Annotated in this window: 22 protein-coding genes; 9 read left to right on the top strand and 13 right to left on the bottom strand. The window is 70.5% G+C overall.

What is annotated here, in order from left to right; genetic code table 11:
* Nucleotides 1-58: 58 nt before the first annotated feature.
* From AB0L89_RS32360 to AB0L89_RS32350, 3 genes are all read right to left on the bottom strand, one after another.
* Nucleotides 59-778, bottom strand: coding sequence for a GNAT family N-acetyltransferase (locus AB0L89_RS32360; RefSeq protein ID WP_365148974.1), 720 nt, complete (start codon nt 776-778; stop codon nt 59-61).
* Nucleotides 779-814: 36 nt separating this feature from the next.
* Nucleotides 815-2,989, bottom strand: coding sequence for an IucA/IucC family protein (locus tag AB0L89_RS32355; protein WP_365148971.1), 2,175 nt, complete (start codon nt 2,987-2,989; stop codon nt 815-817).
* A 174-nt stretch (nt 2,990-3,163) separates the two neighbouring features.
* Complete coding sequence (locus AB0L89_RS32350; protein ID WP_365148968.1) at nt 3,164-4,738, bottom strand: diaminobutyrate--2-oxoglutarate transaminase family protein; 1,575 nt, start codon at nt 4,736-4,738, stop codon at nt 3,164-3,166.
* 581 nt (nt 4,739-5,319) lie between these two features.
* Between AB0L89_RS32350 and AB0L89_RS32345 the strand changes: the two genes are divergently transcribed.
* The gene (locus AB0L89_RS32345; protein WP_365148965.1) at nt 5,320-6,552 is read left to right on the top strand and encodes a hypothetical protein; all 1,233 of its coding nucleotides are present in this window, start codon (nt 5,320-5,322) and stop codon (nt 6,550-6,552) included.
* Nucleotides 6,553-6,775: 223 nt separating this feature from the next.
* Entirely contained in the window at nt 6,776-7,981 is a 1,206-nt protein-coding gene (locus AB0L89_RS32340) for a hypothetical protein (protein WP_365148962.1), read from the top strand.
* Between the two features lie 103 nt (nt 7,982-8,084).
* Here AB0L89_RS32340 and hflX read toward each other — a convergent pair whose 3' ends face one another.
* The 6 genes from hflX to miaA all read right to left on the bottom strand — a co-directional run bounded on the left by hflX (nt 8,085) and on the right by miaA (nt 16,141).
* Nucleotides 8,085-9,575, bottom strand: a complete 1,491-nt coding sequence (gene hflX / locus AB0L89_RS32335; protein ID WP_365148959.1) for a GTPase HflX — start codon at nt 9,573-9,575, stop codon at nt 8,085-8,087.
* Between the two features lie 196 nt (nt 9,576-9,771).
* Nucleotides 9,772-11,271: a M1 family metallopeptidase gene (locus tag AB0L89_RS32330; RefSeq protein ID WP_365148956.1), complete on the bottom strand. Its 1,500-nt coding sequence runs from the start codon at nt 11,269-11,271 to the stop codon at nt 9,772-9,774.
* 99 nt (nt 11,272-11,370) lie between these two features.
* Entirely contained in the window at nt 11,371-13,518 is a 2,148-nt protein-coding gene (locus tag AB0L89_RS32325) for an HD domain-containing protein (protein ID WP_365148953.1), read from the bottom strand.
* A gap of 142 nt (nt 13,519-13,660) precedes the next feature.
* On the bottom strand, nt 13,661-14,539 hold the full coding sequence (gene dapF / locus AB0L89_RS32320) for a diaminopimelate epimerase (protein ID WP_365148950.1): 879 nt from the start codon (nt 14,537-14,539) through the stop codon (nt 13,661-13,663).
* 67 nt (nt 14,540-14,606) lie between these two features.
* Nucleotides 14,607-15,095, bottom strand: a complete 489-nt coding sequence (locus tag AB0L89_RS32315; protein WP_365149216.1) for a hypothetical protein — start codon at nt 15,093-15,095, stop codon at nt 14,607-14,609.
* Nucleotides 15,096-15,202: 107 nt separating this feature from the next.
* The gene (gene miaA / locus AB0L89_RS32310) at nt 15,203-16,141 is read right to left on the bottom strand and encodes a tRNA (adenosine(37)-N6)-dimethylallyltransferase MiaA (RefSeq protein WP_365148947.1); all 939 of its coding nucleotides are present in this window, start codon (nt 16,139-16,141) and stop codon (nt 15,203-15,205) included.
* Nucleotides 16,142-16,323: 182 nt separating this feature from the next.
* On the opposite strand from miaA, the gene AB0L89_RS32305 reads away from it, so the two are divergent.
* Together AB0L89_RS32305 and AB0L89_RS32300 are read left to right on the top strand one after the other, a co-directional pair.
* A complete protein-coding gene (locus AB0L89_RS32305) occupies nt 16,324-16,614 on the top strand; it encodes a hypothetical protein (RefSeq protein ID WP_365148944.1) in 291 nt (96 codons plus the stop codon).
* 24 nt (nt 16,615-16,638) lie between these two features.
* On the top strand, nt 16,639-16,905 hold the full coding sequence (locus AB0L89_RS32300; protein WP_365148942.1) for an antitoxin: 267 nt from the start codon (nt 16,639-16,641) through the stop codon (nt 16,903-16,905).
* 141 nt (nt 16,906-17,046) lie between these two features.
* On the opposite strand, the gene AB0L89_RS32295 is transcribed toward AB0L89_RS32300, so the two are convergent.
* Both AB0L89_RS32295 and miaB read right to left on the bottom strand, forming a co-directional pair.
* On the bottom strand, nt 17,047-17,760 hold the full coding sequence (locus AB0L89_RS32295; protein WP_365148939.1) for a class III extradiol dioxygenase subunit B-like domain-containing protein: 714 nt from the start codon (nt 17,758-17,760) through the stop codon (nt 17,047-17,049).
* Between the two features lie 181 nt (nt 17,761-17,941).
* Nucleotides 17,942-19,432: a tRNA (N6-isopentenyl adenosine(37)-C2)-methylthiotransferase MiaB gene (gene miaB / locus AB0L89_RS32290; protein ID WP_365148936.1), complete on the bottom strand. Its 1,491-nt coding sequence runs from the start codon at nt 19,430-19,432 to the stop codon at nt 17,942-17,944.
* Nucleotides 19,433-19,570: 138 nt separating this feature from the next.
* On the opposite strand from miaB, the gene AB0L89_RS32285 reads away from it, so the two are divergent.
* Nucleotides 19,571-20,566: a TAXI family TRAP transporter solute-binding subunit gene (locus AB0L89_RS32285; RefSeq protein WP_365148933.1), complete on the top strand. Its 996-nt coding sequence runs from the start codon at nt 19,571-19,573 to the stop codon at nt 20,564-20,566.
* A 73-nt stretch (nt 20,567-20,639) separates the two neighbouring features.
* Here AB0L89_RS32285 and AB0L89_RS32280 read toward each other — a convergent pair whose 3' ends face one another.
* Together AB0L89_RS32280 and AB0L89_RS32275 are read right to left on the bottom strand one after the other, a co-directional pair.
* Nucleotides 20,640-22,055: a HAMP domain-containing sensor histidine kinase gene (locus AB0L89_RS32280; RefSeq protein ID WP_365148930.1), complete on the bottom strand. Its 1,416-nt coding sequence runs from the start codon at nt 22,053-22,055 to the stop codon at nt 20,640-20,642.
* Nucleotides 22,056-22,071: 16 nt separating this feature from the next.
* The gene (locus AB0L89_RS32275; RefSeq protein ID WP_365148927.1) at nt 22,072-22,761 is read right to left on the bottom strand and encodes a response regulator transcription factor; all 690 of its coding nucleotides are present in this window, start codon (nt 22,759-22,761) and stop codon (nt 22,072-22,074) included.
* A 272-nt stretch (nt 22,762-23,033) separates the two neighbouring features.
* Between AB0L89_RS32275 and AB0L89_RS32270 the strand changes: the two genes are divergently transcribed.
* From AB0L89_RS32270 to AB0L89_RS32255, 4 genes are all read left to right on the top strand, one after another.
* Complete coding sequence (locus AB0L89_RS32270; RefSeq protein WP_365148925.1) at nt 23,034-23,813, top strand: amino acid ABC transporter ATP-binding protein; 780 nt, start codon at nt 23,034-23,036, stop codon at nt 23,811-23,813.
* Between the two features lie 46 nt (nt 23,814-23,859).
* Nucleotides 23,860-24,780: a glutamate ABC transporter substrate-binding protein gene (locus AB0L89_RS32265; protein ID WP_365148922.1), complete on the top strand. Its 921-nt coding sequence runs from the start codon at nt 23,860-23,862 to the stop codon at nt 24,778-24,780.
* Nucleotides 24,781-24,875: 95 nt separating this feature from the next.
* Complete coding sequence (locus tag AB0L89_RS32260) at nt 24,876-25,523, top strand: amino acid ABC transporter permease (RefSeq protein WP_365148919.1); 648 nt, start codon at nt 24,876-24,878, stop codon at nt 25,521-25,523.
* On the top strand, nt 25,520-26,542 hold the full coding sequence (locus tag AB0L89_RS32255; protein WP_365148916.1) for an amino acid ABC transporter permease: 1,023 nt from the start codon (nt 25,520-25,522) through the stop codon (nt 26,540-26,542). Before AB0L89_RS32260 ends, AB0L89_RS32255 begins: the two co-directional genes overlap by 4 nt.
* Nucleotides 26,543-26,731 lie beyond the last annotated feature (189 nt).

Here is a 26,731-nt window from a genome sequence, read left to right as displayed (position 1 = left end):
GAGAACTCCTCAGGGAGGGAACCGGATCGGGTCGAGCGGTGTATCAAAAGTGATCGGGTCAGAGGACGGCGCGCAGGGCCCGGTCGCGGACCATGAGTGCCGCTCGTTTGTCGGGCAGATCCACTTCTGCCGAGAAGCGGAAGCCAGCGCTCAGAAATGCTGAGACGGAGGGGGTGTTACGTAGGTCGGGTTCTGCTACGACGCGTGCGCAAGCAGGACGGTGGTCGAGGACGAGGTCGGCCACCGCTCTGAGCAGCGAAGTGCCCAGGCCGCGGCCACGGTTGGCGACACCCCCGATGAGGAGGTGGATTCCGGTGTCGTGCGGACGTGCGGGGTAGTGACGGGCGAGCGGGTCGAGGTCCGCCCGGTAGATCTCCCAGTAGCTCATCGGTGTGCCCTCCAGTGCGCCCAGACAGGGGACGCTGCGTCCGTCGCCTTCCAGCTGGGGGCGCAGGTGGGCCTCCGTGACTGCCTCGGGCCCCGCTAGGTCCCAGAACGCCGCCACCGCAGGGTCGTTCATCCATCGGCTGATCAGAGAGAGGTCGCGTTCGAGACGTACAGGTACGAGCTGGAAGACGCCGGCCGCGGTGGTGACCGGACCCCATCCGCCGACGCCGTCCAGGAGATCGTTCCCCGCCACGGCAGCCGGCCCGTCACCCTCGGCGGCCAGCAGGGCGACGAGCTCGTCGGGCAGGCGCAGGTCGAGGGTGTCCGTGCCGTCGGCGCCGGCGGTGGCGGATTCGGTCCCGGTGTCGGTGCTCGCGTCGGTGGGGGGCACGGCATCGCTCCTGTCAGAAGAGGTGGGGCATGTTCCTCAGGAATGAAGGGGGTTGGCGATGGTGACGTAGACGGACTGGGTGTCGACCGGGCCGACGAGCTCGTCGAGGCCGTGCAGCCGGGTCAGCAGGTTGGCCTTGCACCGCAGTACGGGCGAGTCGAGCAGGGTCGCGGGCAGTGGGGTGCGCAGCCTCTCGGGTCCCGAGGCGACGTCGCGGAGGAAGCGGCGGAAGGCGGCGAGCAACAGCTTCTCGTCCGCCAGCCGTTCCGCGCCGAAGGCTCCGATGAGGCCTAGCACGTTGTTGATGCCGAGGTAGTAGGCGAACCGCTCGTTCGTGACCTCGTCGGAGACGAAGGTGTCGCTGTCCTGGCCGATGCCGGGGAGCCTTCGGTCGAGTTCGGCGCGCCGGGACTCGCGGAAGTAGTAGCCCTGGTTGTCGCGGTAGCGGCCGCCCACGGGCCAGCCGTCGGGGTCGAGCAGGAGGATGGTGTTCTGTTGGTGCGCCTCCAGGGCGACGCCCGCCTCGCTGTCCAGCCACAGCACAGGACGGACGACGGTCTCGAGGTAGCGCAGGAACCACTCGGTGGCGACGGCTCCTCGGGGACGGCCCGTTCGTCCGGCGAGCCGGGTGACGGTCTCGCAGAGCCTGGAGTGCATCGGACGGCGGTCGTGCCCTGCGGAGAGCGCCGACGGTCTGGGGGAGACGAGCCCGGCGATGCAGGTGGCGTCGTCGCCGGGGCCGAAGGGGTTGTGGCGGATCATGACGTCGAGTCCGGGTACGGGTGCGCCGTCGGATCCGGTGACGGCGAGCCACGCGGGGTCACGGACCACGTCGAAGCCTGGGTGGACCGACTGCCACTCCTCGGCGAGGCCGCTGCGCAGCAGCCGGTGGACCTCGACGCCGCGGTGGAGTTCCTTGCGGAGGTTCTCTCGACGGGAGTTGGTGATGCGCAGGCCGAGGGAGAGCTTCAGCATGGCGGCCGCGCCGGAGCTGTACAGGGTGCGTACGGAGGAGGTGGGGTGCCAGGGGGTGCCGTGTGGGCCGAGGTCTTGGAGGAGTCCGGCGTCCAGGAGGTCGGCGGCAGCGGGGCGGTGCCGGAGTTCGCGGATCTGCCAGGGGTGTACGGGCAGGGCGACGCGGTCGTCCGGCAGTGACAGGTCGGGGCCGGCGAGGCGGGCGGTCAGCTGCTCGGCGGAGACGGTGCGGCCGCGCTCGGTCCAGGCCGAGTCGGAAGCGAGCACCGAGCGGTCGACGGCCAGCCAGTGCAGGGCGAAAGCACCTCGCAGCTCGGGTGAGTAGAGGCGGGATTCGGTGTCGGACAGACCCTCGCGGCTTTTGGGGGTCGGATGCAGGGGGTGGCCGAGGAGCAACGACTGTTCAGCGGCGAGGAAGAGGTCAGGGCTGTCACCGGGCGTGCTGCGGCGGTCGGCGATGAACTCTGCGGTGCGACGGACGGAGTCGGCGACGCGGCCGACCAGGTCGGCGCCGTCGACGGGAGCGAGGGAGGTGTGTACGTGGGGTGGGCTGTCGGCGTGGGGTGGGCTGTCGGCGTGAGTTGCGCCGTCCGCGTCGGGTGAGTCGGCCAGGCCCTCGCCCCCGGCCGTGCCGGGTGCGTCCGCTGAGTCATCCCCACCGACCACGCCGTCCGGCGTACCCGGCTGCCCCGACCGACCCGGCCGAACCGGCTGCCCCGGCCGACCCTGAGGACCCGACTTGCTCGGTTTGCCTGACTCGCTCGACTCGCGTGCCCCATCCCGGGTGCCCGAGCCGTCTGCGGGCGTGCCCTCTCCCGCTACTCCCGCCGCCTCTGCGGGTCCCGCCGGGCCCGTGAGGGAGGGATTCGCGGTGCGGCGGCGGGCGGACTCGCGGCCGAGGAGGGCGGCGACGGTGACGGCGTCGACGGGAGGGGCGCTTGCCGGGCCGTCCGCGAGGTAGGGCAGGCCGAAGCGGTGCCAGCCGGTGGCCGACCAGTAGTGCACGGGGACGAGCAGGGCCGTTCCGCTGGCGTCGAGCGGGATACGCAGGGCGCCGTGGTCCGGGGCGGGGAGGTTGTTCTCCCTGACCCAGCAGCGCAGCAGGTTCTCGACGGCCGCTGCCTGCGCGGCGGTGTGCGGGTCGGGGTGCTCCAGCAGGTCGGTGGACGTGCCGCGCAGGCGTTCGGCCTCCTGGCCGCCACCCTTCTGCCGGGGGACCGTACCGGACTCCGCCACCAGTGAGCTTTGGGTGCCGCACGCGCCTGAGGCGTGAGGGTGGGGACGGCCTTCGGATGCGGGGGTGGCGTTCAAGAGGGCTTCCTTGTGAGGTTGTTCGAGCTCCGTATGGCGACGGGATCGGGCTGTACTCGGCGGAGGACGACCGCCGGGGACGACCTGGGTCCGTCTTGGTCATCCGTTCGGTTGTCCGTGGTGGGCGCGCGCCGCGGTGGCCAGTGCGTCGGCGAGGCGGTCGAGGACCGCGGCGGCCTGTTCGTCGGTGATGGTCAGGGGCGGTAGCAGTCTGACGACGCTGGAGTGGCGGCCGCCCAACTCGACGATGAGGCCTCGGCTCAGGCACTCGCGCTGTACGGCGGCGGCCAGTTCGGGTGCCGGCGGGTGGGGCTGTGCGGTGAAGGGGAGGCCGTCCGGGGCTTCGGAAAGCGCGGGGGACGCGGAGAGCGCGGTGGACGCGGTGGGCGTGGCGCCCCTACGGGCGGATTCCGGGGGTGCGGCCGAGGCCTCGCCTCCCCGGCCGGGTGCGGTCTGCGACGGGATCATCGCTCCCGCGCCTCCGTTCGTCGTCGGCTCGCCTCCACACGCCGTCGCTCCACCGGCGTCGCTCGTCATCCCAGCTCCACGGGTAGCCGTCCGGCTCCCGCCCGGATCCACCAGTTCCACCCCGATCATCAGTCCCCTGCCCCGAACCTCTCCGATGCAAGGGTGGTCCGCGGCCAGGGAGCGGAGTTGGGAGAGCATGCGGGCGCCGAGGGTGGCGGCGCGCTCGGCGAGGCCGTTCTCGCGGACGTACGCGAGGGTCGCCGTGCCCGCGGCCATGGCGAGTTGGTTGCCGCGGAACGTGCCGGCGTGGGCGCCGGGCGGCCAGACGTCAAGGTCGTCGCGGTAGATCACGACGGCCAGCGGGAGGCTGCCGCCGATCGCCTTGGAGAGCACCATCACGTCGGGGACGACGCCGCTGTGCTCGACGGCCCAGAAGGCTCCGGTGCGTCCGACGCCCGTCTGCACCTCGTCCGCGATGAGTGGGATGCCGCGTGCGGCGGTGATCTCGCGCATCCGCCGGAGCCAGGCGTCGGGGGCCGGGAGGACTCCGCCCTCGCCCTGGACGGGTTCGAGGATCATGCCGGCGGGTTGCGGTACGCCCGACTTGGTGTCGTCGAGGAGGCTCTCGGCCCACCGGGCGGAGAGTTCGGCGCCGTGTGCGCCGCCGAGGCCGAACGGGCAGCGGTAGTCCTGCGGATAGGGCAGGCGTGCGACGCGTACGTCCTGTGCGCCGCCGGATGCTTCGAGCGCCCCGGCGGTCATCCCGTGGTAGGCGCCGGTGAAGGCGAGCACGCCGGCGCGGCCGGTGGCGGCGCGGACCAGTTTCAGCGCCGCTTCCACCGCGTCCGTCCCTGCGGGTCCGCAGAACTGGATCCGCGCGCGGTCGGCGAGACCGCGCGGCAGGGTGCGGAACAGCTCGGTGGTGAAAGCGTCCTTGACCGGGGTTGCCAGGTCGAGGACGTGCAGCGGTGCCCCCGAGTCGAGGACCTTTCTGATCGCTTCGAGGACCACGGGGTGGTTGTGCCCGAGGGCCAGGGTGCCGGCGCCCGAGAGGCAGTCGAGGTAGCGGCGTCCGTCGGCGCCCTCGATCGTCAGGCCGCGCGCCCGGACCGGCACGATCGGCAGCGCTCGCGCATAGGTGCGCGCCGCCGATTCGCGCGCCGACTGGCGCCGCAGGATCCCCTCCTGGGCCGTGGAGTTCCGCAAGGTCTGCGCCCCTGGTCGCCCTCCCGGCTGCACACCGGTCTGCGCCGCCGTGTCCCCTGTCGGGTGAGTCGCGGGCTGCGCCGCGGAGTGCCCCTCCGAGTTCGACACGGGACTCGGCACGGGGCTCGAAACAGAGTTCGGCACGGAATGAGTTGCGGACACCGCTGCCGACGCAGGCTCGGTCACGGCCACGACTGTTGGTCCTCCCGCTGCGGAACGAGCGCGTCCGCCGGTTGCCGCTCCGGAGAGCTCCATACGGGCGAGCGCGCGGGCCAAAGGGCAGGGGATGAACGCAGGCCGCGACTCCCCCGTACGTACCAACGACGAGAGCCCCGGAGGAACACGGGTCATCGGAAGATCCTTGCCGTGACGGAACCGTTGCCGTTCCGTCGGCCGTCCCCAACGGCACCGGCATAGTGTGGGGTGCCGTTCATCAGCAACGAACACACCGCTCCCCTGAGCAAATCCGAGCAAACGGGCACATGGGGGTGCCGCATCAGTGGCAACGGGTGTTCCGCACCTTGATGTACAGCGATGTTCAGCACTTTGGAACGATTTCGAGGCCCAGGGGGATTCTCACGATGCGACCCATACGTCCGCTCTTCACCGTTCGCAGCAGGAAGAGCGGACGCACCAGAACCTCCCCTGTGGCGGCCTCGGTGGCGCTCGGCGCGGCGCTCGTACTCACCGCCACGGCCTGTGGCCCCAGCGAGGACAACGCCGGCGGCGACTCGTCCGCGTCGCAGCCCGGCGGCAGCAACGGCGACGACAAGATCCAGATTCCGGACGCCTGGAAGGACAAGCTGAAGGAGAACGGGGTCGACCTGGACGACTGGAAGAACGGCGCCTGGAAGAAGTGGAACAAGGACGACTGGCTGCGCGAGGCCGGTGACTTCTTCAACCCGATCATCGAGGACCTGTGGGACCCGGACCGGATGCGGGACGCCGACAAGAACCCCGACCGGGGCGTCGACGACAACGACATCTCCGGTGACCAGGGCGTCACCGACCCGACTCCCGAGCCCGTGCAGGCGGCGGCCGTGAAGGCTCCGTACCACGACCAGGCCGCCGAGTCGGGCAAGCTCTTCTTCGACAGCCCCGAGGGTTCGATGGTCTGCTCCGCGACCGTCGTCAAGGACCCGGCCCACCCGGGCAAGTCCAACATGGTGTGGACCGCCGGCCACTGCGTGCACGCGGGCGCCAAGGGCGGCTGGTACCGCAACATGGTCTTCGTCCCCTCGTACAACAACAGCGGCAAGTCGGCCGCGGAACTGCAGAACGCCCCCAAGGAAGAGGTCGCCCCGTACGGCGTCTGGTGGGGTGACTGGGCGCAGACCTCCGACCAGTGGATCGAGCAGGGCGGCCCGACGGGCGGCGCGGGTGCGCCGTACGACTTCGCGGTCATTCACGTGAAGCCGGAGAAGGGCAGCGAGGGCAAGTCGCTGGAGGAGACGGTCGGTTCCGCGCTCCCCGTGGACTTCAACGCTCCGGCAGTGCCCAAGATCGCCGAGATGACGGCGACCGGCTACCCGGCCGCGCCCCCGTACGACGGCCAGAAGCTGTTCCAGTGCGCCGACAAGCCGGGCCGTCTCTCGCTGACCAAGCCCGACCCGACGATGTACCGCGTCGGCTGCACCATGACCGGTGGTTCGTCCGGCGGTGGCTGGGTCGCCGAGGGCCAGGACGGCAAGCCCGCGCTGGTGTCGAACACCTCCATCGGCCCGGTGACGGCGGGCTGGCTGGCCGGCCCGCGCCTGGGCAAGGAGGCCAAGGGCATCTACACCGCGGTCAGCGAGAAGTTCGCCGACAAGTAGTCGGCCGTCGCGGGCGCGCCGTCGGCCGCACGCGGCCACCAGCGGGTTCAGCAGGAGCCGTACGGCGGCGGGGAACCGGAAACCTTCACGACCCCGCCGTCGTTCGTCCCCAACCTCACAGGCATAGTGGGGTGTTGTGTCAAGGCGGGGTTCTCCGGAGCATCCACGCCAGCATGTGACACGTACATGGCAAACACACGTTTCTATCGGGGGTACCAGCACCATGCGTTCCACTCGTGTGCCGTTCGCGCGCAGTCGTGCGCGGCGCGTCGCACTCGCCGCCACCGGGCTCGCAGCGACCCTGGCGCTCACCGCCACGGCCTGTGGTCCGAGCGAGGACAACGCGAGCGACAAGCCCGACGCCACCGCGTCGCAGGGAGCCGACGGATCCGATTCCGGTTCCAAGCTTCCCGACAGCCTCGCCGACAAGCTCAAGAAGAACGGCATCGACCTGGACGACTGGAAGGGCGGCGCCTGGAAGAACTGGGACAAGGACGACTGGCTGCGCGAGGCCAAGGACTTCGCCAACCCGGTCATCGAGGGGCTCTGGAAGCCCGAGCGGATGAAGAAGGCCAAGGACCCGAACAAGACGATCGCCGCGAAGGACGCGACCGCCGATCAGGGCGCGACCGACCCCGAGCCGACCCCGGTCCAGGCCAAGCGCGAGAAGACGCCGTACCACGAGAACGCGGCCCCCGTCGGGAAGATCTTCTTCGACTCCCCCGAGGGTTCGATGGTCTGCTCCGGCACGGTCGTGAAGGACCCGCGCAACCCGGGCAAGTCCAACCTCGTGTGGACCGCGGGCCACTGCGTGCACGCCGGCAAGAACGGCGGCTGGTACCGCAACATCGCCTTCGTCCCGTCCTACAACGACCTGGGCAAGTCCGAGGCCGATCTGCGCAACGCGGCCCCGCAGGAGATCGCCCCCTACGGCCAGTACTGGGCGGACTGGGTCTCGACCTCCAACGAGTGGATCAGCGAGGGCGGTCCGACGGGCGGCGCCGGCGCGACGTACGACTACGCCGTCATGCACGTGAAGCCGGAGCAGGGCACCAAGTCCCTGGAGGAGACCGTCGGCAACGCGCTCGACGTCGACTTCTCGACGCCGTCCGCGCAGAGCGCGGGCTCGATGGGCGCCTGGGGCTACCCCGCCGCCCCGCCGTACAACGGCCTGATCATGCACAAGTGCGTCGACCGGCCGGGGCGTCTGTCGCTGTCGCCGTCGCTGCCGACGATGTACCGCATCGGCTGCACCATGACCGGCGGTTCGTCCGGCGGTGGCTGGTTCCGTGTGGTGGGCGACAAGACGAAGCTCGTGTCGAACACCTCGATCGGTCCGGCCGAGAACACCTGGCTCGCGGGACCGCAGCTCGGCCGTGGCGCCGAGCAGGTCTACGACATGATGAGCAAGAGGTACGGCGCGCAGTAGCCGTACGCCACACATGACACGACGTAGGCCCGCCCCCTGATGCAGGGGGCGGGCCTACGTCCGTGCGTCACCGGACCGTGGGCCCGGCCGCACTACGCCATGATCAGCGCGTGGCCATCGCGTACGGAGCGAGCTCCGCGGCGAGTTCCTCGTGCACCTGCGCCTTGAGCAGGGTGCCCTCGGCGGTGTGCTCCTCGGAGAGCACCTCGCCCTCGGCGTGCGCACGCGAGACGAGCTGGCCGTGCGTGTACGGAACGAGGGCCTCGATCTCGACCTCGGGCCGCGGCAGCTCGGTGTCGATGAGCCCGAGGAGCTCGTCGATGCCGACGCCGGTGCGCGCGGAGACCGCGATCGCGTGCTTCTCGTTGCGCAGGAGGCGCTGCAGGACCAGCGGGTCCGCGGCGTCCGCCTTGTTGATCACCACGATCTCGGGCACATCGGTGGCGCCCACGTCGCGGATGACCTCGCGCACGGCTGCCAGCTGCTCCTCCGGCACCGGGTGCGAACCGTCGACCACGTGCAGGATCAGGTCGGAGTCGCCGACCTCCTCCATCGTGGAGCGGAACGCCTCGACGAGGTGGTGCGGCAGATGGCGCACGAACCCGACGGTGTCGGCCAGGGTGTAGACCCGGCCGCTCGGCGTCTCGGCCCGGCGGACGGTGGGGTCGAGGGTGGCGAACAGTGCGTTCTCCACCAGGACACCCGCGCCCGTGAGGCGGTTGAGCAGGGAGGACTTGCCGGCGTTCGTGTACCCGGCGATGGCGACCGAGGGCACCTTGTTGCGTCGGCGCTCCTGGCGCTTGATGTCGCGGCCCGTCTTCATCTCCGCGATCTCCCGGCGCATCTTCGCCATCTTCTCGCGGATCCGTCGCCGGTCCGTCTCGATCTTGGTCTCACCGGGACCGCGGGTGGCCATGCCACCACCGCCGCCGCCACCCATCTGACGGGAGAGCGACTGACCCCAGCCGCGGAGCCTCGGCAGCATGTACTGCATCTGTGCCAGGGCGACCTGCGCCTTGCCCTCTCGGGACTTGGCGTGCTGGGCGAAGATGTCGAGGATCAGGGCGGTCCGGTCGACCACCTTGACCTTGACGACGTCTTCGAGGTGGATCAGCTGGCCGGGGCTCAGCTCACCGTCGCAGACGACGGTGTCGGCTCCGGTCTCGAGCACGATGTCGCGCAGTTCCAGGGCCTTGCCGGAACCGATGTACGTGGCCGGGTCGGGCTTGTCGCGGCGCTGGACGACGCCGTCGAGGACGAGCGCACCCGCCGTCTCGGCGAGGGCGGCCAGCTCGGCGAGGGAGTTCTCCGCATCCTGGACCGTTCCCGAAGTCCAGACGCCGACGAGTACGACGCGCTCCAGACGGAGCTGTCGGTACTCGACTTCGGTGACGTCCTCGAGCTCGGTGGAGAGGCCAGCGACGCGGCGCAGGGCCGCGCGCTCGGAGCGGTCGAACTGATCGCCGTCCCGCTCTCCGTCGATCTCGTGGCTCCAGGCGACGTCCTCTTCCATCAGGGCATCGGCCCGAAGACCTTCGGGGTAGTTCTGCGCGAAGCTCTGTGCGTCCTGGGAAGGGGAAGAAGAGGAGGTCATTGGGTCCTTACGTCGTTTCGTCGATGGGAATGCGGACGGATGCGTCACCCGTCACAGTCGTCAACGCCCGAGGTGGTCCGGAGATTCCCCGAACCGTCCGGAGCCGCCCCTGAGAAGTCCCCGAGGGGATGTCCCGGACGGGCCGCGCCGTCGACCTGAAGATGGTTGCACGGCACGGCACGTCTCGTCATCCGGGTTATTTCCCGGAAACCCAGTCGGGATGCCCCGGCATGGGCGGCGTTTTCTCCCCGTACAGCCAGGCGTCGAAGAAGGCGCCCAGGTCACGCCCGGAGATCCAGGAGGCCAGCCGCACGAAGTCGGTGGTCGCGGCGTTGCCGTCACGGTGGGTGCGGACCCATACGCGCTCCAGCCGCTCGAAGGCCTGCTGCCCGATCTCCTGGCGCAGGGCGTACAGGACCAGGGCGCTGCCGTCGTAGACGACGGGACGGAAGATGCTGATCTTCTGCCCCGGTGCGGGCCGCTGCGGCCGGGCGGGCGGTCCGCCGGCCGCGCGCCAGGCGTCCGACTGGCGGTAGGCGTCCCGCATGCGGTCCTTCAGGGACTGCTTCGCCTGGGAGTGCTTCGCCTGCTCCTCGGCGTAGAGCGCCTCGTACCAGGTGGCGTGGCCTTCGTTGAGCCACAGGTCCGACCAGGAGCGCGGGCTCACGCTGTCGCCGAACCACTGGTGTGCCAGCTCGTGCACCATGATCGAGTCGACGTACCACTCCGGGTACTCGGGACGCGTGAACAGCTCTCTCTCGAAGAGAGAGAGCGTCTGTGTCTCCAGCTCGAAACCGGTCTGCGCCTCGGCGATCAGGACCCCGTAGGCCTCGAACGGGTAGCGGCCGATCTTCTCTTCCATCCACTCGATCTGGCCGGGCGTCTTCTTCAGCCAGGGCTCCAGGACCGCGCGGTCCTTGGTGGGCACCACGTCGCGCACGAGCAGGCCGTGCGGTCCCGTGCGGTGCAGCACGCTGGAGCGGCCGATCGACACCTGCGCCAGCTCGGTCGCCATCGGGTGGTGGGTGCGGTACGCCCAGGTGGTGGTGCCGCCATGCCGGGTCTTGGCGATCGGAAGGCCGTTGGCGACGGCGGTGAGGCCCTTCGGAGCGGTGATCCGGAACGTGAACCGCGCCTTGTCGGCGGGGTGGTCGTTGCACGGAAAGACCAGGTGGGCGGCGTCGGCCTGGTTGGCCATGGCGAGCCCGTCGCCGGTGCGCACCCAGCCGCCCTCGGCGTCCTTGGACGGCATGGGGTCGCTGGTGTGCCGGACGGTGATCCGCATCCGTTCGCCGGACCGGACGGGCTCGGCGGGGGTGACGACGAGGTCCTCGCCGGAGCTGTCGAAGCGTGCGCGCCGGCCGTCGACCTCCACGGAGCGGACGGTTCCGTGCGTGAAGTCGAGGTTCACCCGCTCCAGGGGCGCGGTCGCCCGTGCGTCGATCTTGGTGATGGCGTCCAGCGGCTTCTTGTTGTCACCGTGATAGGTGAACGCGATGTCGTACGACGCCACGTCGTAGCCGGGGTTGCCCAGGTGCGGGAAGAGCGGGTCGCCGATGCCGAGCGGGGTGGCCGGTGACGGCGCGGTCGCCGCGACGAGAGCGGCTGAAGCGGTCGCCACGATCAGCGCGGTGGCGATGCGGGAGGTGCGGAGGGACTTCGGCGGTGAGGCCGTGCCTCCTGGGGTGAGCAGCATGAACTACCGCTATCAGCGCGGACCTTCCGTCGGGTGACGGCGCGCGCCGGGCCACTCGAACGAGTCGTCGCCGGGGCCGCGGCCGGGGCCGAGAGGCCCTCAGTGGGCGGCTGCCGCCGAGTGCTGGGCGCGGCTCACGTCGTACACGCCGGGCACCGCGCGCATCGCCCGCATCAGGCCCGGAAGGTGGGCCGCGTCCGGGAGTTGGAGCGTGTACGTGTGGCGCACGCGCTGCTGGGTCGGCGGCTCCACGGTCGCGGAGATGATCGCCACCCCTTCGAGGGCGATCGCTTCCGTGAGGTCCGCGAGCAGATGCGCCCGGCCGAACGATTCGGCGATCAGAGTGACCCTGCACTCCGCGGTGTCCCCCCAGCGCACGCCGATCTCCGCGCGCCCCACTTCCTTCATGCGCTCGACGGCGGGACAGCCGACGCGATGGACGGTGACGACGCCGCCGCGGACGGCGAAGGCGGTGACGTCGTCGGGCGGCACCGGCGTACAGCATCCCGCGAGGCGGACGGTCGCGCCCTCGCGGTCCACGACGGCGTTCGCCACGGCCGGGCGCAGGGTGTCGGGGGCCTCCGGCCTGGGCGCGGCCACCGGCGGCTGCTGGGGCGGGCGCTGTCCCGACGGCGCGGGCGAGGACGCCGCCGGTGCCGGATGCGCGGTGAGCCAGCGCCGGATGGCGATCCGCGCGGCGGGCGTACGCGCGTGCTCCAGCCACTCGCGTGAGGGCCCCGACGCGGTGTCCTGGCCCATGAGGAGCTGCACCGTGTCGCCGTCGCGCAGGACCGTGCTGAGCGTCGCCAGGCGGCCGTTGACGCGGGCGCCGATGCAGGCGTGCGCGTCCTCGCCGTACTGGGCGTACGCGGCGTCGACGCAGGTGGCGCCCGCGGGCAGCCCCAGCGTGCCGCCGTCGGGCCGGAAGACGGCGATCTCGCGGTCCTGGGCGAGGTCCTCGCGCAGCGTCGACCAGAACGTGTCCGGGTCGGGGGCGGCCTCCTGCCAGTCGAGGAGCCGCGAGAGCCAGCCGGGCCTGGTCGGGTCCACGCGCTCGTCCTCGGCGCTGTCGGACGGCTCCTCCGAAGGAGGAGCGTAGGGATTGCGCAGGGAGACGACGCCCGCCTCGGCGACCCGGTGCATCTGGTGCGTACGGATGAGTACTTCGGCCACCTCGCCGTCGGGGCGGGCCACGGCCGTGTGCAGCGATTGGTAGAGGTTGAACTTCGGTACGGCGATGAAGTCCTTGAACTCCGAGACGACCGGCGTGAAGCAGGTGTGCAGCTCGCCGAGGACGCCGTAGCAGTCGGCGTCCTCGTTCACGAGCACGAGGAGGCGGCCGTAGTCCGACGCGCGCAGCTCGCCCCGCCTGCGGTGCACCCGGTGCACGGAGACGAAGTGCCGGGGCCTGATGAGGACTTCGGCCGTGATGCCGGCGTCGCGCAGCACCCCGCGCACCTCGCCCGCGATGTCCCCCAGGGGGTCCCCCTCGCACGCGGCGTTGGCGGCGATCAGCGCCTTGACCTGGGTGCATTCCTCGGGGTGGAGGATCGCGAAGACGAGGTCCTCCAGCTCGGTCTTGAGCGCCTGGACGCCGAGGCGCTCGGCCAGCGGGATGAGCACGTCCCGGGTGACCTTGGCGATGCGGGCCTGTTTCTCGGGGCGCATGACACCGAGGGTGCGCATGTTGTGCAGACGGTCGGCGAGTTTGATCGACATGACGCGTACGTCGTTGCCGGTGGCGACGAGCATCTTGCGGAACGTCTCCGGCTCGGCCGCCGCTCCGTAGTCGACCTTTTCGAGCTTGGTGACGCCGTCGACCAAATAGCAGACGTCGTCGCCGAACTCGTCCCGCACCTGGTCCAGGGTCACGTCCGTGTCCTCGACCGTGTCGTGGAGGAGGGACGCCGTCAGCGTCGTGATCTCCGCGCCGAGCTGGGCGAGGATCAGCGTGACCGCGAGCGGGTGCGTGATGTACGGCTCGCCGCTCTTGCGCATCTGACCGCGGTGCGAGGACTCCGCGAGGACGTAGGCACGGCGCAGCGGCTCCAGGTCGGCGTCCGGGTAATGGCCGCGGTGGGCCTCCGCCACATGGCCGATCGCGTCGGGGAGACGGTCGCGCGTGCCGGAGCCGAGCAGGGCGGCACGGCCGAGCCTGCGCAGGTCGATCCGGGCGCGGCCGCGCCTGCGTGGGGCCCCGGGCGTCACGGGCCCGGACGTGGCAGGGTTCGTGGCCTCCGCACTCATGGGCACCTCCGGCTGCTCCGACCGGCGGTGAGCGGACGGAGGCGCGCTCCGTCCGGGCCGGTGCTTGATGCTACCGAGCCCATCACGCGGTGCTGACCGCCTCTCGCCGAGCGTGAAACGGATCACCCATTCGAGCGACAGTTCACGCGATTGCCGTTTCGAGCCATTCGGACGCGATCTCGCCTTCGGCGACGATCACCGCGGGGCCCGTCATCTCGATCTCGCCGTCGGGCCGCTCGGTGATCACCAGGCGTCCGCCGGGCAGGTCGACGGTGTACGTCGCCGGGGCTCCCGTCACGGCCGGGTCCACGCCGTCCCTGCGGGCCGCCGCCACGGCCACGGCGCACGCGCCCGTGCCGCAGGAGCGGGTCTCGCCCGCGCCGCGCTCGTACACGCGCATGGCGACGTGGCGGGGGCCGCGGTCGACGACGAACTCCACGTTCACCCCCGACGGGTAGGCGGAGGCGGGGCTGAAGGGCGGGGCGTCGTAGAGCTTGCCCGCTTCGGAGAGGTCGGCCACGAAGGCGACCGCGTGCGGATTGCCCATGTTCACGTTGCGCGCGGGCCACTGGTGGTCGTCCACCGAGACGGTGACGTCCCCTTCGGGGAGCAGGGCCTTGCCCATCCCGACGGTGATCTCGCCGCCGGACTCCTCCTTGGCGATGTGCACGGTCTTCACGCCGCCGCGGGTGGCGACGGCCAGGTCGCCCTCGCCCGCGTGCCCGGCGCGCTGGAGGTAGCGCGCGAAGACGCGCACTCCATTGCCGCACATCTCGGCGACCGACCCGTCGCCGTTGCGGTAGTCCATGAACCATTCGGCGCGGTCGGCCAGATGACGCGCCTCGGGGTGGGCGGCGGAGCGTACGACATGGAGGAGGCCGTCGCCACCGATGCCCGCGCGGCGGTCGCACAGGGCGGCCACGGCGGCCGGGGACAGCTCGATGGCGTTGTCGGGGTCGGGGATGATCACGAAGTCGTTCTCGGTCCCGTGCCCCTTGAGGAAGGCGATCCGCGTGCTCATTCCTCGATCGTACGGGGTGGGTACGACACGCGGTCCGCCGGTGCCGTCAGGGCTCCGTACGGCCGCGTCAGGAACGCAGCCGGGCCACCCGCCACACGGCGAGGACGACGGCGCCGAGGAACAGCAGGGCGTACAGGGCGACGACCCGCCAGTCCGGACGGCGGCCGGAGCCGCGCTCGGGCAGTCCGGGCCAGGTGTGCCCCACGCGGCGGGCGGCCATCATGCCCCAGCCGGCCGCGCAGCAGCTGATCAGCAGCCCGAGCATGGCGACCACGGCGCCGCCGTCGCCGGCCCCGCCGCCACCGCCGCCGCCGAACTCGAAGGCCAGCGGGAAGGCGAACATCAGGGAGCCGAGCGCGGCGAGGACCACGATCGGCGCGAGCTGCCAGATCCGCAGGCGACGCTGCGGGCGCAGCTCGACCTCGACCTCGGCCTCGGGTGCCATCTCGTCCGGGCCGGGGCCGTCGTCCGTCACGCCGCCGGGTACGTCGTCGGGCCCGTCGGGGCTCAGTTGCTCACCGTCGTCATGCGCGGTGTCACGAGGGCCGGCCTCCATCGCCACGCGCCCTCCCACTTCGGACTCCACTGGTCGATCGATGGTCGATGATGGCACGCCGTCAGGTGCCGGGATGACCGCCGGAGCGTCCCGATGCCATCACGTGATCAGGCTGTGACCGGTCGTTCGACCAACGCCAGTGCGCGTGCCGGGAGTTCCCCGCGATCGGCCACGGCCCCACTGAGCCAGTGCACCCGGGGATCGCGGCGGAACCATGAATCCTGGCGGCGCGCGAAGCGCTTGGTGGCGCGCACGGTCTCGGCGCGCGCCTCGTCCTCCGTGCACTCCCCCGCGAGCGCCGCGAGCACCTGCTGATAGCCCAGGGCACGCGACGCCGTGAGCCCCTCGCGCAGCCCCTGTGCCTCCAGCGTGCGCACCTCGTCGACCAGGCCCGCCTCCCACATACGGTCCACGCGCGTGGTGATGCGTTCGTCGAGTTCGGGGCGGGCCACGTCGACGCCGATCTGGACGGTGTCGTAGACGGACTCGTGGCGGGGGAGGTTGGCGGTGAAGGGCTTGCCGGTGATCTCGATGACCTCAAGGGCACGGACGATCCGGCGGCCGTTGCTGGGCAGGATGGCCTTGCCCGCGTCCGGGTCGGCGGCGGCGAGACGGGCGTGCAGCGCTCCGGGGCCGCGGAGAGCGAGCTCCTCCTCCAGGCGGGCCCGCACGGCGGGGTCGGTGCCGGGGAAGTCCAGGTGGTCCACGGCCCCCCTGACGTACAGGCCGGAGCCGCCGACCAGGATCGGCCAGCGCCCCTCGGCGAGGAGCCGGTCGATCTCCGCGCGGGCCAGCTTCTGGTACTCGGCCACGCTGGCGGCCTCCGTGACGTCCCAGATGTCCAGGAGGTGGTGGGGCACCCCGCCGCGCTCCTCGGGCGTCAGCTTGGCGGTGCCGATGTCCATCCCTCGGTAGAGCTGCATGGAGTCGGCGTTGACGACTTCGCCGCCGAGGCGCTGGGCGAGAAATACACCCAGATCGGACTTTCCTGCCGCGGTCGGACCGACGACGGCGATGACCCGCGGGGCGGGAGCTGCGCTACTCACCGTCCCAGTCTCGCAAACCCCTCGCGCTCTTCCCGAACGAGCTACGTGACGGCACGGCTCACGGGTCGTTGCCTGTTGCGAGGTTCCGGCCGCCGGTTTCCAGGACCGATGACCCGGGCGACGCAATGGGACGCACCGGGCGGGGCGGGATTTCGCCCACACGAGTAACGTATGGAGTAGATATGGGCGTTTTTGCACGTTTCCGCCGGAAGAGCAAGGACAGCGAAGAAGCGTCAACGACCGAGGCGGCCGCCGCCACACTGACGGCAGAGCCGGAAGAGGCCGAGGGCTCCCCCGAGGCCTCGGCCGATGAGAAGCCCGCCGCCGAGGCCGACACGGATGCCGAGAGCGCTGCCGAGGACAAGCCGGCGGAGGCCACCGAGACGGCCGCCGCGGAGGGCGTGGAGATCCCGAAGCAGCAGTCCGCCGAGGAAGCGGCCGACAACGAGGCCGGTGAGAGCGCCCGCAAGTGACCCCCAGCGAGGGAAGGTGAACCCATGGGCTTCCTGGACCAATTGAAAGCCAAGCTGGCCCCTGCCAAGGACAAGGTCTCTGACCTCGCGCAGCAGCACGGGGACAAGATCGACCAGGGTCTGGACAAGGCCGCGAAGGTGGTCGACGAAAAGACCAAGGGCAAGTACAGCGACAAGATCCAGACGGGCACGGGCAAGGCGAAGGACGCCGTGGACCGCCTCGCCGGGACGGACGAGGGCAAGGACACGGGCGGCAGCACCCCGCCGCCTCCGTCGTCGCCGGCTCCCTGATCAGCATCGGCGGACGGCCGTGAAGCGTGACGCTTCGCGGCCGTCGCCGCGCGCCGGGAGCAGGACCGACGGCGCCGCAGGCAGGCCGCTGCGGCCGGGCCTCCAGCGGACCGCTATGGCCACGCCGTCGGCCGCGGCCCGCTACGACCAGGCCGCCACCAGATAGCCCACGCCGTACGGCGCGTCCTCGTAGAGCAGCTCGCCGCTCAGCGTGGCGCCCTCCGCCGCACCGGCGAGCACCTGCCACGGGGCACGGCCCGCCGCCTTCAGTTCGTGCGCGAGAGCGGCGTCCAGCGCCTTCAGCGCCGCCACGTCGGCCGCGCCGAGGGCACGCGCGACCTCCGCGTCGAAGCCGGCCGCCCGCTCGTCGAGATAGCCCGGCGCCTTCAGCGTGCGGCACGCGCTGGCGTCGCCCATCACCAGCAGGGCCACCCGGTCGGCCCGCGCCCCGATCTCTTCCCCGACTTGAATACACCGCTCGGCGGCAATCGGTTCCCCCACGCCGAGACCTTCCAGCGGAGCGGTCGACCACCGCGTGCGGCCCAGCAGCCAGCCGGCCACGGCGAGCGACGTCGGAAGCTCACGCTCCGCGGCCTCGTCCGACGCGTCTCCCAGGCGTACGTCGAGGTCCACGCCGAAGCCCTTGAAGGACCCGCGCGCGCCCTGCGGATGGCGTCCGCGCCCGCTCGGCCCGGCGGGGCCGACCACGACGAGGCGGTCGGGCCGGGCGGCGGCGAGGACTCCGACGGCGTCCGTGCACGCCGCGCGCGCGGCCTCCAGTTCAGGAGCGGCGCCTGCGGCGACCTCGGGGACGAGCAGCGGCGGACAGGGGCAGACGGCGGCGGCGACAAGCATGATCCGCAGCGTAACGCCCGCCGTCGACCGGGGCGGCGGGTACGTCCCGGTCCGGTGGACCGGGGGCCGCGCACCGGCCCGGCCTCCGGCGGTTCGCCGCTCGCGTCAGCAGCACACGGTCAGGCCAGGCGGGCGCGCCGTCCGGGTCAGTCGCAGCCGCAGCCGCCGCGCGTCGCGACAGTCAGTCGCAGCCGCAACCGCTGCCCGTCGCCACAGGGAGCGGCTCGGGGACGCCGATCTTCGGCAGGCCCAGCATCACGCCCGCGGGCTTCGCGGCCGCCTCGGCCTGGCGCTTCTCCCAGGCGTCCCCCGCGCGCGTGGGACGCACGCTCAGCACGGCGCCCTCGGCGAGCAGGTGGTGCGGGGCGGCGTAGGTGATCTCGACCGTCACGACGTCACCGGGGCGCACCGGGGCGTCCGGCTTGGTGAAGTGGACCAGGCGGTTGTCGGGAGCGCGGCCGGAGAGGCGGTGCGTGGTGCCGTCCTTGCGGCCCTCGCCCTCGGCGACCATCAGCTCCAGGGTCCGGCCGACCTGCTTCTTGTTCTCCTCCCAGGAGATCTCCTCCTGGAGCGCGACCAGGCGTTCGTAACGCGACTGGACGACCTCCTTGGGGATCTGGTCCTCCATCGTCGCGGCCGGGGTCCCGGGGCGCTTGGAGTACTGGAAGGTGAAGGCGTTGGCGAAGCGGGCCTCGCGGACCACGTGCATCGTCTGCTCGAAGTCCTCCTCGGTCTCACCGGGGAAGCCCACGATGATGTCGGTGGAGATCGCGGCGTCCGGCATCGCGGCGCGGACCTTCTCGATGATCGCCAGGAAGCGCTCCTGGCGGTACGAGCGGCGCATCGCCTTGAGGACGGGGTCCGAGCCGGACTGCAGCGGCATGTGGAGCTGCGGCATCACGTTCGGCGTCTCGGCCATGGCGGCGATCACGTCGTCGGTGAAGTCGCGCGGGTGCGGGGAGGTGAAGCGCACGCGCTCCAGGCCCTCGATCTGTCCGCAGGCGCGCAGCAGCTTGCTGAAGGCCTCGCGGTCGCCGATGTCCGAGCCGTACGCGTTCACGTTCTGCCCGAGGAGGGTGATCTCGGAGACGCCCTCGCCGACGAGCGCCTCGATCTCCGCGAGGATGTCGCCGGTCCTGCGGTCCTTCTCCTTGCCGCGCAGCGCGGGGACGATGCAGAAGGTGCAGGTGTTGTTGCAGCCGACGGAGATGGAGACCCAGGCCGCGTACGCGCTCTCGCGGCGGGTCGGCAGCGTCGACGGGAAGGCCTCGAGGGACTCGGCGATCTCGACCTGCGCCTCTTCCTGGACGCGGGCGCGCTCCAGGAGGACCGGCAGCTTGCCGATGTTGTGCGTGCCGAAGACGACGTCGACCCAGGGCGCCTTCTTGACGATGGTGTCGCGGTCCTTCTGGGCCAGGCAGCCACCGACGGCGATCTGCATCCCCGGACGCTTGGTCTTCATCGGCGCCAGGCGGCCGAGATTGCCGTACAGACGGTTGTCGGCGTTCTCGCGCACGGCGCACGTGTTGAAGACGACGACGTCGGCGTCGCCGTCCGCCCCTTCGGGCGCACGTACGTAACCGGCGTCCTCCAGCAGCCCGGAGAGCCGCTCGGAGTCATGGACGTTCATCTGGCACCCGTAGGTGCGCACCTCGTAAGTCTTCGCGCTCATCTCGCCCTCCAGGGTACGGGGTCGCCACGCGCGCGTGCCCGCGGATTCCCTGTGGGCGCCCAAGGGCCGGGCACCGGGAACACACAGTGTGACCGCGCCCCTGGTCAGCACGGTGAGTGGGCTGGCAGGATCGCGCGCATGTTCCAGGCACTCCCCCGCATCAGCAGGCGCCGCGCCCTGCAGGGCTCGACCGCGGCGCTCGTGGTGTTCGGGCTGCTGCTGTGGTGGCTGCTGCCCATGGGCGAGGACTCTCCGAAGGGCCCGATGACGTTCAGCACGGGTGTGCAGAACGGCGTCTACGAGCGGTACGGCAAGCTCTTGGAGACGGAGATCTCGCGGGACATGCCGAAGGTCGACGTGAACCTCCTCAACAGCGAGGGCTCGCAGCAGAACGTCGAGCGGGTGGCCACCGGGAAGTCCGACTTCACCATCGCGGCCGCCGACGCGGTCGAGAAGTACCGCCTCGAAGGCGCACCGGGGTGGGAGCGGCTGCGCGGGTGCGTGCGGCTCTACGACGACTACGTACAGCTCGTGGTGCCCCGGAACTCGGACATCGACTCCGTAGCGGACCTGCGGGGCAAGCGCGTGGCGGTGGGGCAGGATCGCTCGGGCGTGCGGCTGATAGCGGACCGTGTGCTCGACGCGGCGGGGCTGGACCCGGCCACGGACATCGAGCCGGTGGCGGCCGGCATCGACACCATGCCGGACCTCCTGAAGCGCGGTGACATCCAGGCCTTCTTCTGGTCGGGCGGGCTGCCGACGACCTCCGTGCGGGTGCTCTCGGAGAAGATGGACGTCCGCCTCGTGAAGCTCGGCTACCTCGTCGACGCGCTGCACAAGCAGGGCGGCGCCTCGCGCTACTACCGGGCCGCGACGATGCCGGCGGACGCCTATCCGGCGGCCCAGCGGGGTTCCGCCGTGCCGACGCTGGCGGTGGCGAACCTCCTGGTGACCACCGACCGCACCCGCGCCGACCTGACGTCGCGGCTGACGCGCACCGTCATCGACAGCCGCGACCACATCGGCGACGAGGTGCACGCGGCCCAGCTGGTGGATCTGCGCACCGCCCTGTTCACGGACCCGCTGCCCCTGCACGAGGGCGCGCGCGACTACTACCGGTCGGTCAAGCCCTGAGGGGTGACGTCCTGGGCGAGGCCCGTCCCGGGCGATGCCGTCTCGAGCGATGCCGTCCCGGGCGTTCGTGCCCTCAGGGCGTCGCGGCCGGCTCGCTGCGGGGCACGCTGACCGTCACCTTCAGTCCTTCCGGTTCATGACGGGCGTACGTGATGGCGCCGCCGCCGGCCGCGAGCAGCGCCCGCGAGATGGACAGGCCGAGACCCGACCCCTTCACGTTCTGGTGGCGGGTGCTGCGCCAGAACCGGTCGCCCACGCGGGTCAGCTCGTCCTCGGTGAGGCCGGGGCCGCCGTCGGTGACCACGACGGTCGTCGTCGCGTCGCTGGAGGCGACCGTCACCCGGACCGGCCCGCCCTCGGGCGTGAACTTCAGGGCGTTGTCGATCACCGCGTCCAGCGCGCTGGAGAGGGCGACCGGGTCGGCCCAGCCGGTGGTCGCCGGGCACTCGCCCGTCAGCCGCACGCCCCGCTCGTCGGCAAGAGGCCGCCAGGCGGCGACGCGCTCGGCGGCCAGCTCGCCGATGTCGGTGAGGCTCAGGTCGGCCTCGGCGTGCTCGGCGAGCGCCAGGTCGAGCAGGTCGTCGAGTACCTGGGCCAGGCGCTTGCCCTCGGTGCGGACCGAGGCGATCTCCTCGTTGCCCTCGGGCAGTTCGAGGGCGAGGAGCTCGATGCGCAGGAGCAGGGCGGAGAGCGGGTTGCGCAGCTGGTGCGAGGCGTCGGCGACGAAGGCGCGCTGCTGCTCCAGGACGTCCTGGACGTTGTCGGCCATCTCGTTGAACGAGCGGGCCAGGCGCCGGAGTTCCGGCGGCCCGCCCGCGGCGGCGACACGGGACTTGAGGCGTCCGGTCGCGATGTCGTGCGTCGTGGCGTCCAGGACACGCACCGGGCGCAGCACCCAGCCGGTGAGCCGCAGCGCCGCGCCGACCGCCAGGAGCATGGCCGCCGATTCACCCGCGGCGATGAGCAGCCAGCCCTGCAGGGTCTTCGACCGCATGCGCCCAGTCGGTGAGTCGGTGACGACGACGGCGATGACGTCGCCGTCCCTGATCACCGGGGACGCGACGGCCAGCCTCCCGCGCTGCCAGGGCCACACCTGTTCGGGGTCGTGGCTGCCGCGCGAGCGGAGCGCCTCGTCGAAGGCGGCCCGTACGTCTCCCTCCTTGGGCAGCAGCCAGTTGCTCGGGGCGTGGGCCATGGGGCCGTCGTCGCGGTAGAAGACGCCCGCCCGGATGCCGTAGACGTCGTAGTAGTCGTCGAGTTCCTTCTGGAGGGTGTCGCGGCGCTCGTCGCTGCCGCCTTCCACCCGCGATCCGGTGGGACGTTCGGTGACGAACTGGGCGAGTGACGCGAAGCGTGCCGTGTCGTCGATCCGGTCGACGACCACCTTCTGCTGCTGTGCCGCCGCGACGCTGACGGCGAGCGGGAATCCGAGCGCGAGCAGCACGCCCGCCATCAGGATGATCAGCAGCGGGAGGAGGCGAGAGCGCACCTGTCCTCGCTCCGGCCTACGCCGCCGGGGCGACGAGGCGGTAGCCGACGCCGCGCACGGTCTCGATCAGGGCCGGCATGTGGAGCTTGGAGCGCAGGGACGCCACGTGCACTTCCAGCGTGCGCCCCGTGCCTTCCCAACTGGTGCGCCACACTTCGCTGATGATCTGCTCCCGGCGGAAGACCACTCCGGGGCGCTGGGCGAGGAGCGCGAGCAGGTCGAACTCCTTGCGGGTCAGTTGGACAATCGAACCGTCCACGCTGACCTGCCGGGTGGGGAGTTCGATGTGGACCGGGCCGAGCCGCAGTTCCTTGTCGACAGGCGTCGCGTCGCCGCCGGAGGTGGGGCGCCGGATGACCGCGTGGATACGGGCGATCAGTTCACCGGTGTCGTACGGCTTCACTACGTAGTCATCGGCTCCGAGGTTGAGCCCGTGGATGCGCGAGCGTACGTCCGCGCGGGCCGTCACCATGATCACCGGCACCGAGCCGCGCTTGCGGATCTTGCCGCACACCTCGTAGCCGTCCTGGTCGGGCAGCCCCAGGTCGAGGAGCACCACTCCGAAGGGAGGCGTTTGCGTGGGCAGGAGTGCCTGCAGGGCCTCCTCGCCGCTGCGGGCGTGCACGACATCGAAGCCGTGCCGGGCCAGGACGGCGGACAGAGCGGCGGCCACATGATCGTCGTCCTCGACGAGCAGCAGTCTCATGCGGGCCCCCTCCTCTTCATCCGTTGTTCCGTCGTGTCCGGTAGTCGCGCATGCGCACAAGGCATCCACGCCGATGGATAAGGACCGCGTCAAGAGGGTTCGGGTCCCCTGCACGTTCCGTTACCCAGCCGGTACGCACTCCGTGGGCCCTCTTCACACGGAGTGTCCGGTTGCGGCCGGATCGTTATGCTCAATTTCCTCTCAGATGTAATGACGCTGGTCGCACTGGGTTATTACTGTCCTCCCAACCGAGGAGGATGGAGCAACAAGCCGTGACCGAAGTATCGGTGACCAAGGACGCCATACCGCCCGGGGCGGACGACCTGGTCGTGCTGAAGAACGTCAACAAGCACTTCGGCGCTCTGCACGTCCTCCAGGACATCGACCTGACCATCGCCCGTGGTGAGGTCGTCGTCGTGATCGGCCCCTCCGGGTCCGGCAAGTCCACCCTGTGCCGCGCCATCAACCGCCTGGAGACGATCGATTCGGGAGACATCTCGATCGACGGCAAGCCGCTGCCCCAGGAGGGCAAGGAACTCGCCCGGCTCCGTGCGGACGTGGGCATGGTCTTCCAGTCGTTCAACCTTTTCGCGCACAAGACCGTGCTCGAGAACGTGACGCTGGGGCAGATCAAGGTCCGCAAGATCGGCAAGGCCGAGGCGGAGCGCAAGGCACGCGAGCTCCTGGACCGCGTGGGTGTCGCCACGCAGGCCGACAAGTACCCCGCGCAGCTCTCCGGCGGTCAGCAGCAACGCGTCGCGATCGCCCGCGCGTTGGCGATGGACCCCAAGGTCATGCTCTTCGACGAGCCCACGTCGGCGCTCGACCCGGAGATGATCAACGAGGTCCTCGAGGTGATGCAGCAGCTCGCCCGGGACGGCATGACGATGGTCGTGGTCACCCACGAGATGGGCTTCGCCCGCTCCGCGGCCAACCGCGTCGTGTTCATGGCGGACGGCCGGATCGTCGAAGAGGCCACGCCGGAGCAGTTCTTCAACAACCCGCGCAGCGACCGGGCCAAGGACTTCCTGTCGAAGATCCTTAAACACTGAGGCTCCCACGCCGTCTCAACACCAGTCGAAACAAAGGATGTTCACCATGAAGCTCCGCAAGTCCGTCGCCGTCGCGGCGACCGTCGCCGCGCTGTCGCTGACCGCCACCGCCTGCGGCGGCAAGGAGGGCTCGGCCGGCGACAAGCCGGAGGGCCCGGACACCAAGGACAGCAAGTCCCTCAGCTACACGGTCAAGAAGGACGTCTCGGTCGACTCCTCCGTGTTCAAGGCCGCCCAGAAGCGCGGCAAGCTGGTCATCGGCGCCAAGGCCGACCAGCCGTACCTGGGCTTCCAGGACCAGTCGACCAAGGAGTACTCCGGCTTCGACATCGAGATCGCCAAGATGATCGCGGCCGACCTCGGCTTCTCGGCGAAGCAGATCGAGTGGAAGACGGTCGACTCCGGCGCCCGCGAGACCGCGGTCTCCAAGGGCGACGTCGACCTGATGATCGGCACGTACACGATCAACGACGAGCGCAAGAAGCAGATCGACTTCGCCGGCCCGTACTACCACGCCGGCGCCTCCCTCCTGGTCCGCAAGGACGAGAAGGACATCAAGGGCCCGGAGACCGTCCGCGGCAAGAAGGTCTGTTCCATCGTCGGCTCGACGCCGCTGCAGAACATCAAGAAGCCGAAGTACGGCGCCAAGGTGACCGAGCTGTCCAAGTACTCCGAGTGCGTGGCCCAGATGCTCAACAACCAGGTCGACGCCGTCACCACCGACGACGCCATCCTGATGGGCTACGCGGCGCAGAACCCGAAGAAGCTCAAGGTCGTCGGCAAGCCCTTCTCGGACGAGCCGTACGGTGTCGGCCTCAAGAAGGGCGACGCCGCGCTGCAGAAGGCCGTCGCGGACGCCATCAAGGCGCACCAGGAGAACGGCGACTACAAGAAGGCGTTCGACGCCACCATCGGCAAGTCCGGCTCGGACTACCAGGAGCCGCCGGCCTTCACCGACCCCAAGTGACACCCTGCGCCCCGCTTCGTACGGCCTGAACGTCCGTGCGGGGCGGGGCGTCTTGTGAGCACATCGCCGTCCGACCGCCCTCTCGCGGAGAATTCATGAACGTACTGACCGACAACCTGTCGCTGTTCCGCGAGGGGTTCATCGGCACCGTGGAGCTGACCGTGGTCAGCGGGATCATCGCCATGGTGCTCGGCGTGATCATCGCCGCCTTCCGGGTCTCCCCGGTGCCGCCGCTGCGCATCTTCGGCACCCTGTGGGTGAACATCCTCCGGAACACCCCGCTCACCCTGCTGTTCCTGGTGGCCTTCTTCATCCTGCCGAAGATCCTGTTCCCGGACATGGACTCCTTCGTGCTCGCCGTCACGGCGCTGGGCTTCTACACGTCGTCCTTCATAGCCGAGGCCCTCCGGTCGGGCATCAACACCGTGTCGATGGGGCAGGCCGAGGCGGCCCGCGCCATCGGCATGAGCTTCACGCAGGTCATGCGCATCGTGGTGCTCCCGCAGGCGACCCGCGCGGTCATCGCCCCGATGGGCTCGATCTTCATCGCGCTGACCAAGAACTCGGCGATCGCGGGCGGCTTCGACAACGTCGAGCTGTTCAACATCACCAAGACGCTCAGCAACGAGGGCTACGACATCGTGATGATCTTCGTCTGGATCACGGTCGCGTACCTGATCATCACGTACGCCATCAACGGCCTCTTCCGGCTGCTCGAGCACCGAATGGAGGTCGCCCGATGAGTGCCAGCGTTCTCTTCGACGCACCCGGCCCCAAGGCCAAGGTCCGCAACGTCATCTACTCGGTGATCGGCTCGGCCGCGCTGCTCGGTCTGCTCGTCTGGGTCGCACTGAGGCTCAACGAGAAGGGCGAGTTCGACAGCGCCCTGTGGGACATCTTCAACTATGCGGGCATCCGCGAGAACATCTTCGACGCGCTCCAGTCGACGCTGAAGGCCTTCGTCCTCGCCGGTTTCTTCTCACTGATCTTCGCGGTCGTGCTGTGCGTCGGCAGGCTCTCCGACCACCGGCCCATCCGCTGGGTCGCGGTCGCCTTCATCGACCTCTTCCGGTCGATCCCGCTGCTGATCACGATCTTCGCCCTGTGGGTGGGCATCCTCGGCGACATGACCCCGCTGTGGGCGCTGGTCCTGGGTCTGACCATCTACAACGGCTGCGTCCAGGCCGAGGTCCTGCGCGCCGGCATCAACGCGGTGCCGAAGGGCCAGCGGGAGGCCGCCTACGCCCTGGGCCTGAGCAAGACCCAGGTCATGACCACCATCCTGTTCCCGCAGGCCGTGCGGTCGATGCTGCCGACGATCATCAGCCAGCTCGTGGTGACCCTCAAGGACACCTCGCTCGGCTTCATGATCCTCTACCCCGAGCTCCTGTACTCGGCGCGGCTCATCGCCAACAACACGCCGGTGAACGGCACGTACCCGTTCGTCCAGACGGTCACCGTCTTCGGTGTCATCTACATCGCGCTCTGCCTCGCCCTCTCCTCGCTCGCCACATGGATCGAGAAGCGCGGGCGCCGCGCCAAGACCGGCATCGCCGTGGCGGCCGCCGCCGAGCCCGCGGAGGCCCCGGGCGTGCTCGACACGGCCGCGCCGCTCGGCCCGACGGCCACCGCGGAGGACGCGCCGGGCACGCCCGCCGACTCTCCCGAGGGCACCGACGCCCCGGAGGCGGCCGACGCCCCCGACGCCGGCACCGATCGCCCGAAGGACGACCCCGACGACGGGGTTGGAAAATCCAACTGACGAATCCCCGTCGCTGACGTGGGGGACAGCCCTGTTGCTGTCCCCCACGTGCGTTCTCTCGTGCCCGCCACTGCCATCGTCACTTGACGCAAGCACCGGCAATGGGTTGCATACGTTCTGTGATCGTGCACCGGGCTCCAACTGCCAGTTCCTGTACGTACGTCCAGCGCTTCCGGGCAGTCCGGACCC

It is taken from the genome of Streptomyces sp. NPDC052114, assembly GCF_040680155.1.
Lineage (GTDB): Bacteria > Actinomycetota > Actinomycetes > Streptomycetales > Streptomycetaceae > Streptomyces.
Note: the sequence above shows the minus strand (reverse complement) of the source record. Positions and strands in the feature narration are given on the sequence as shown.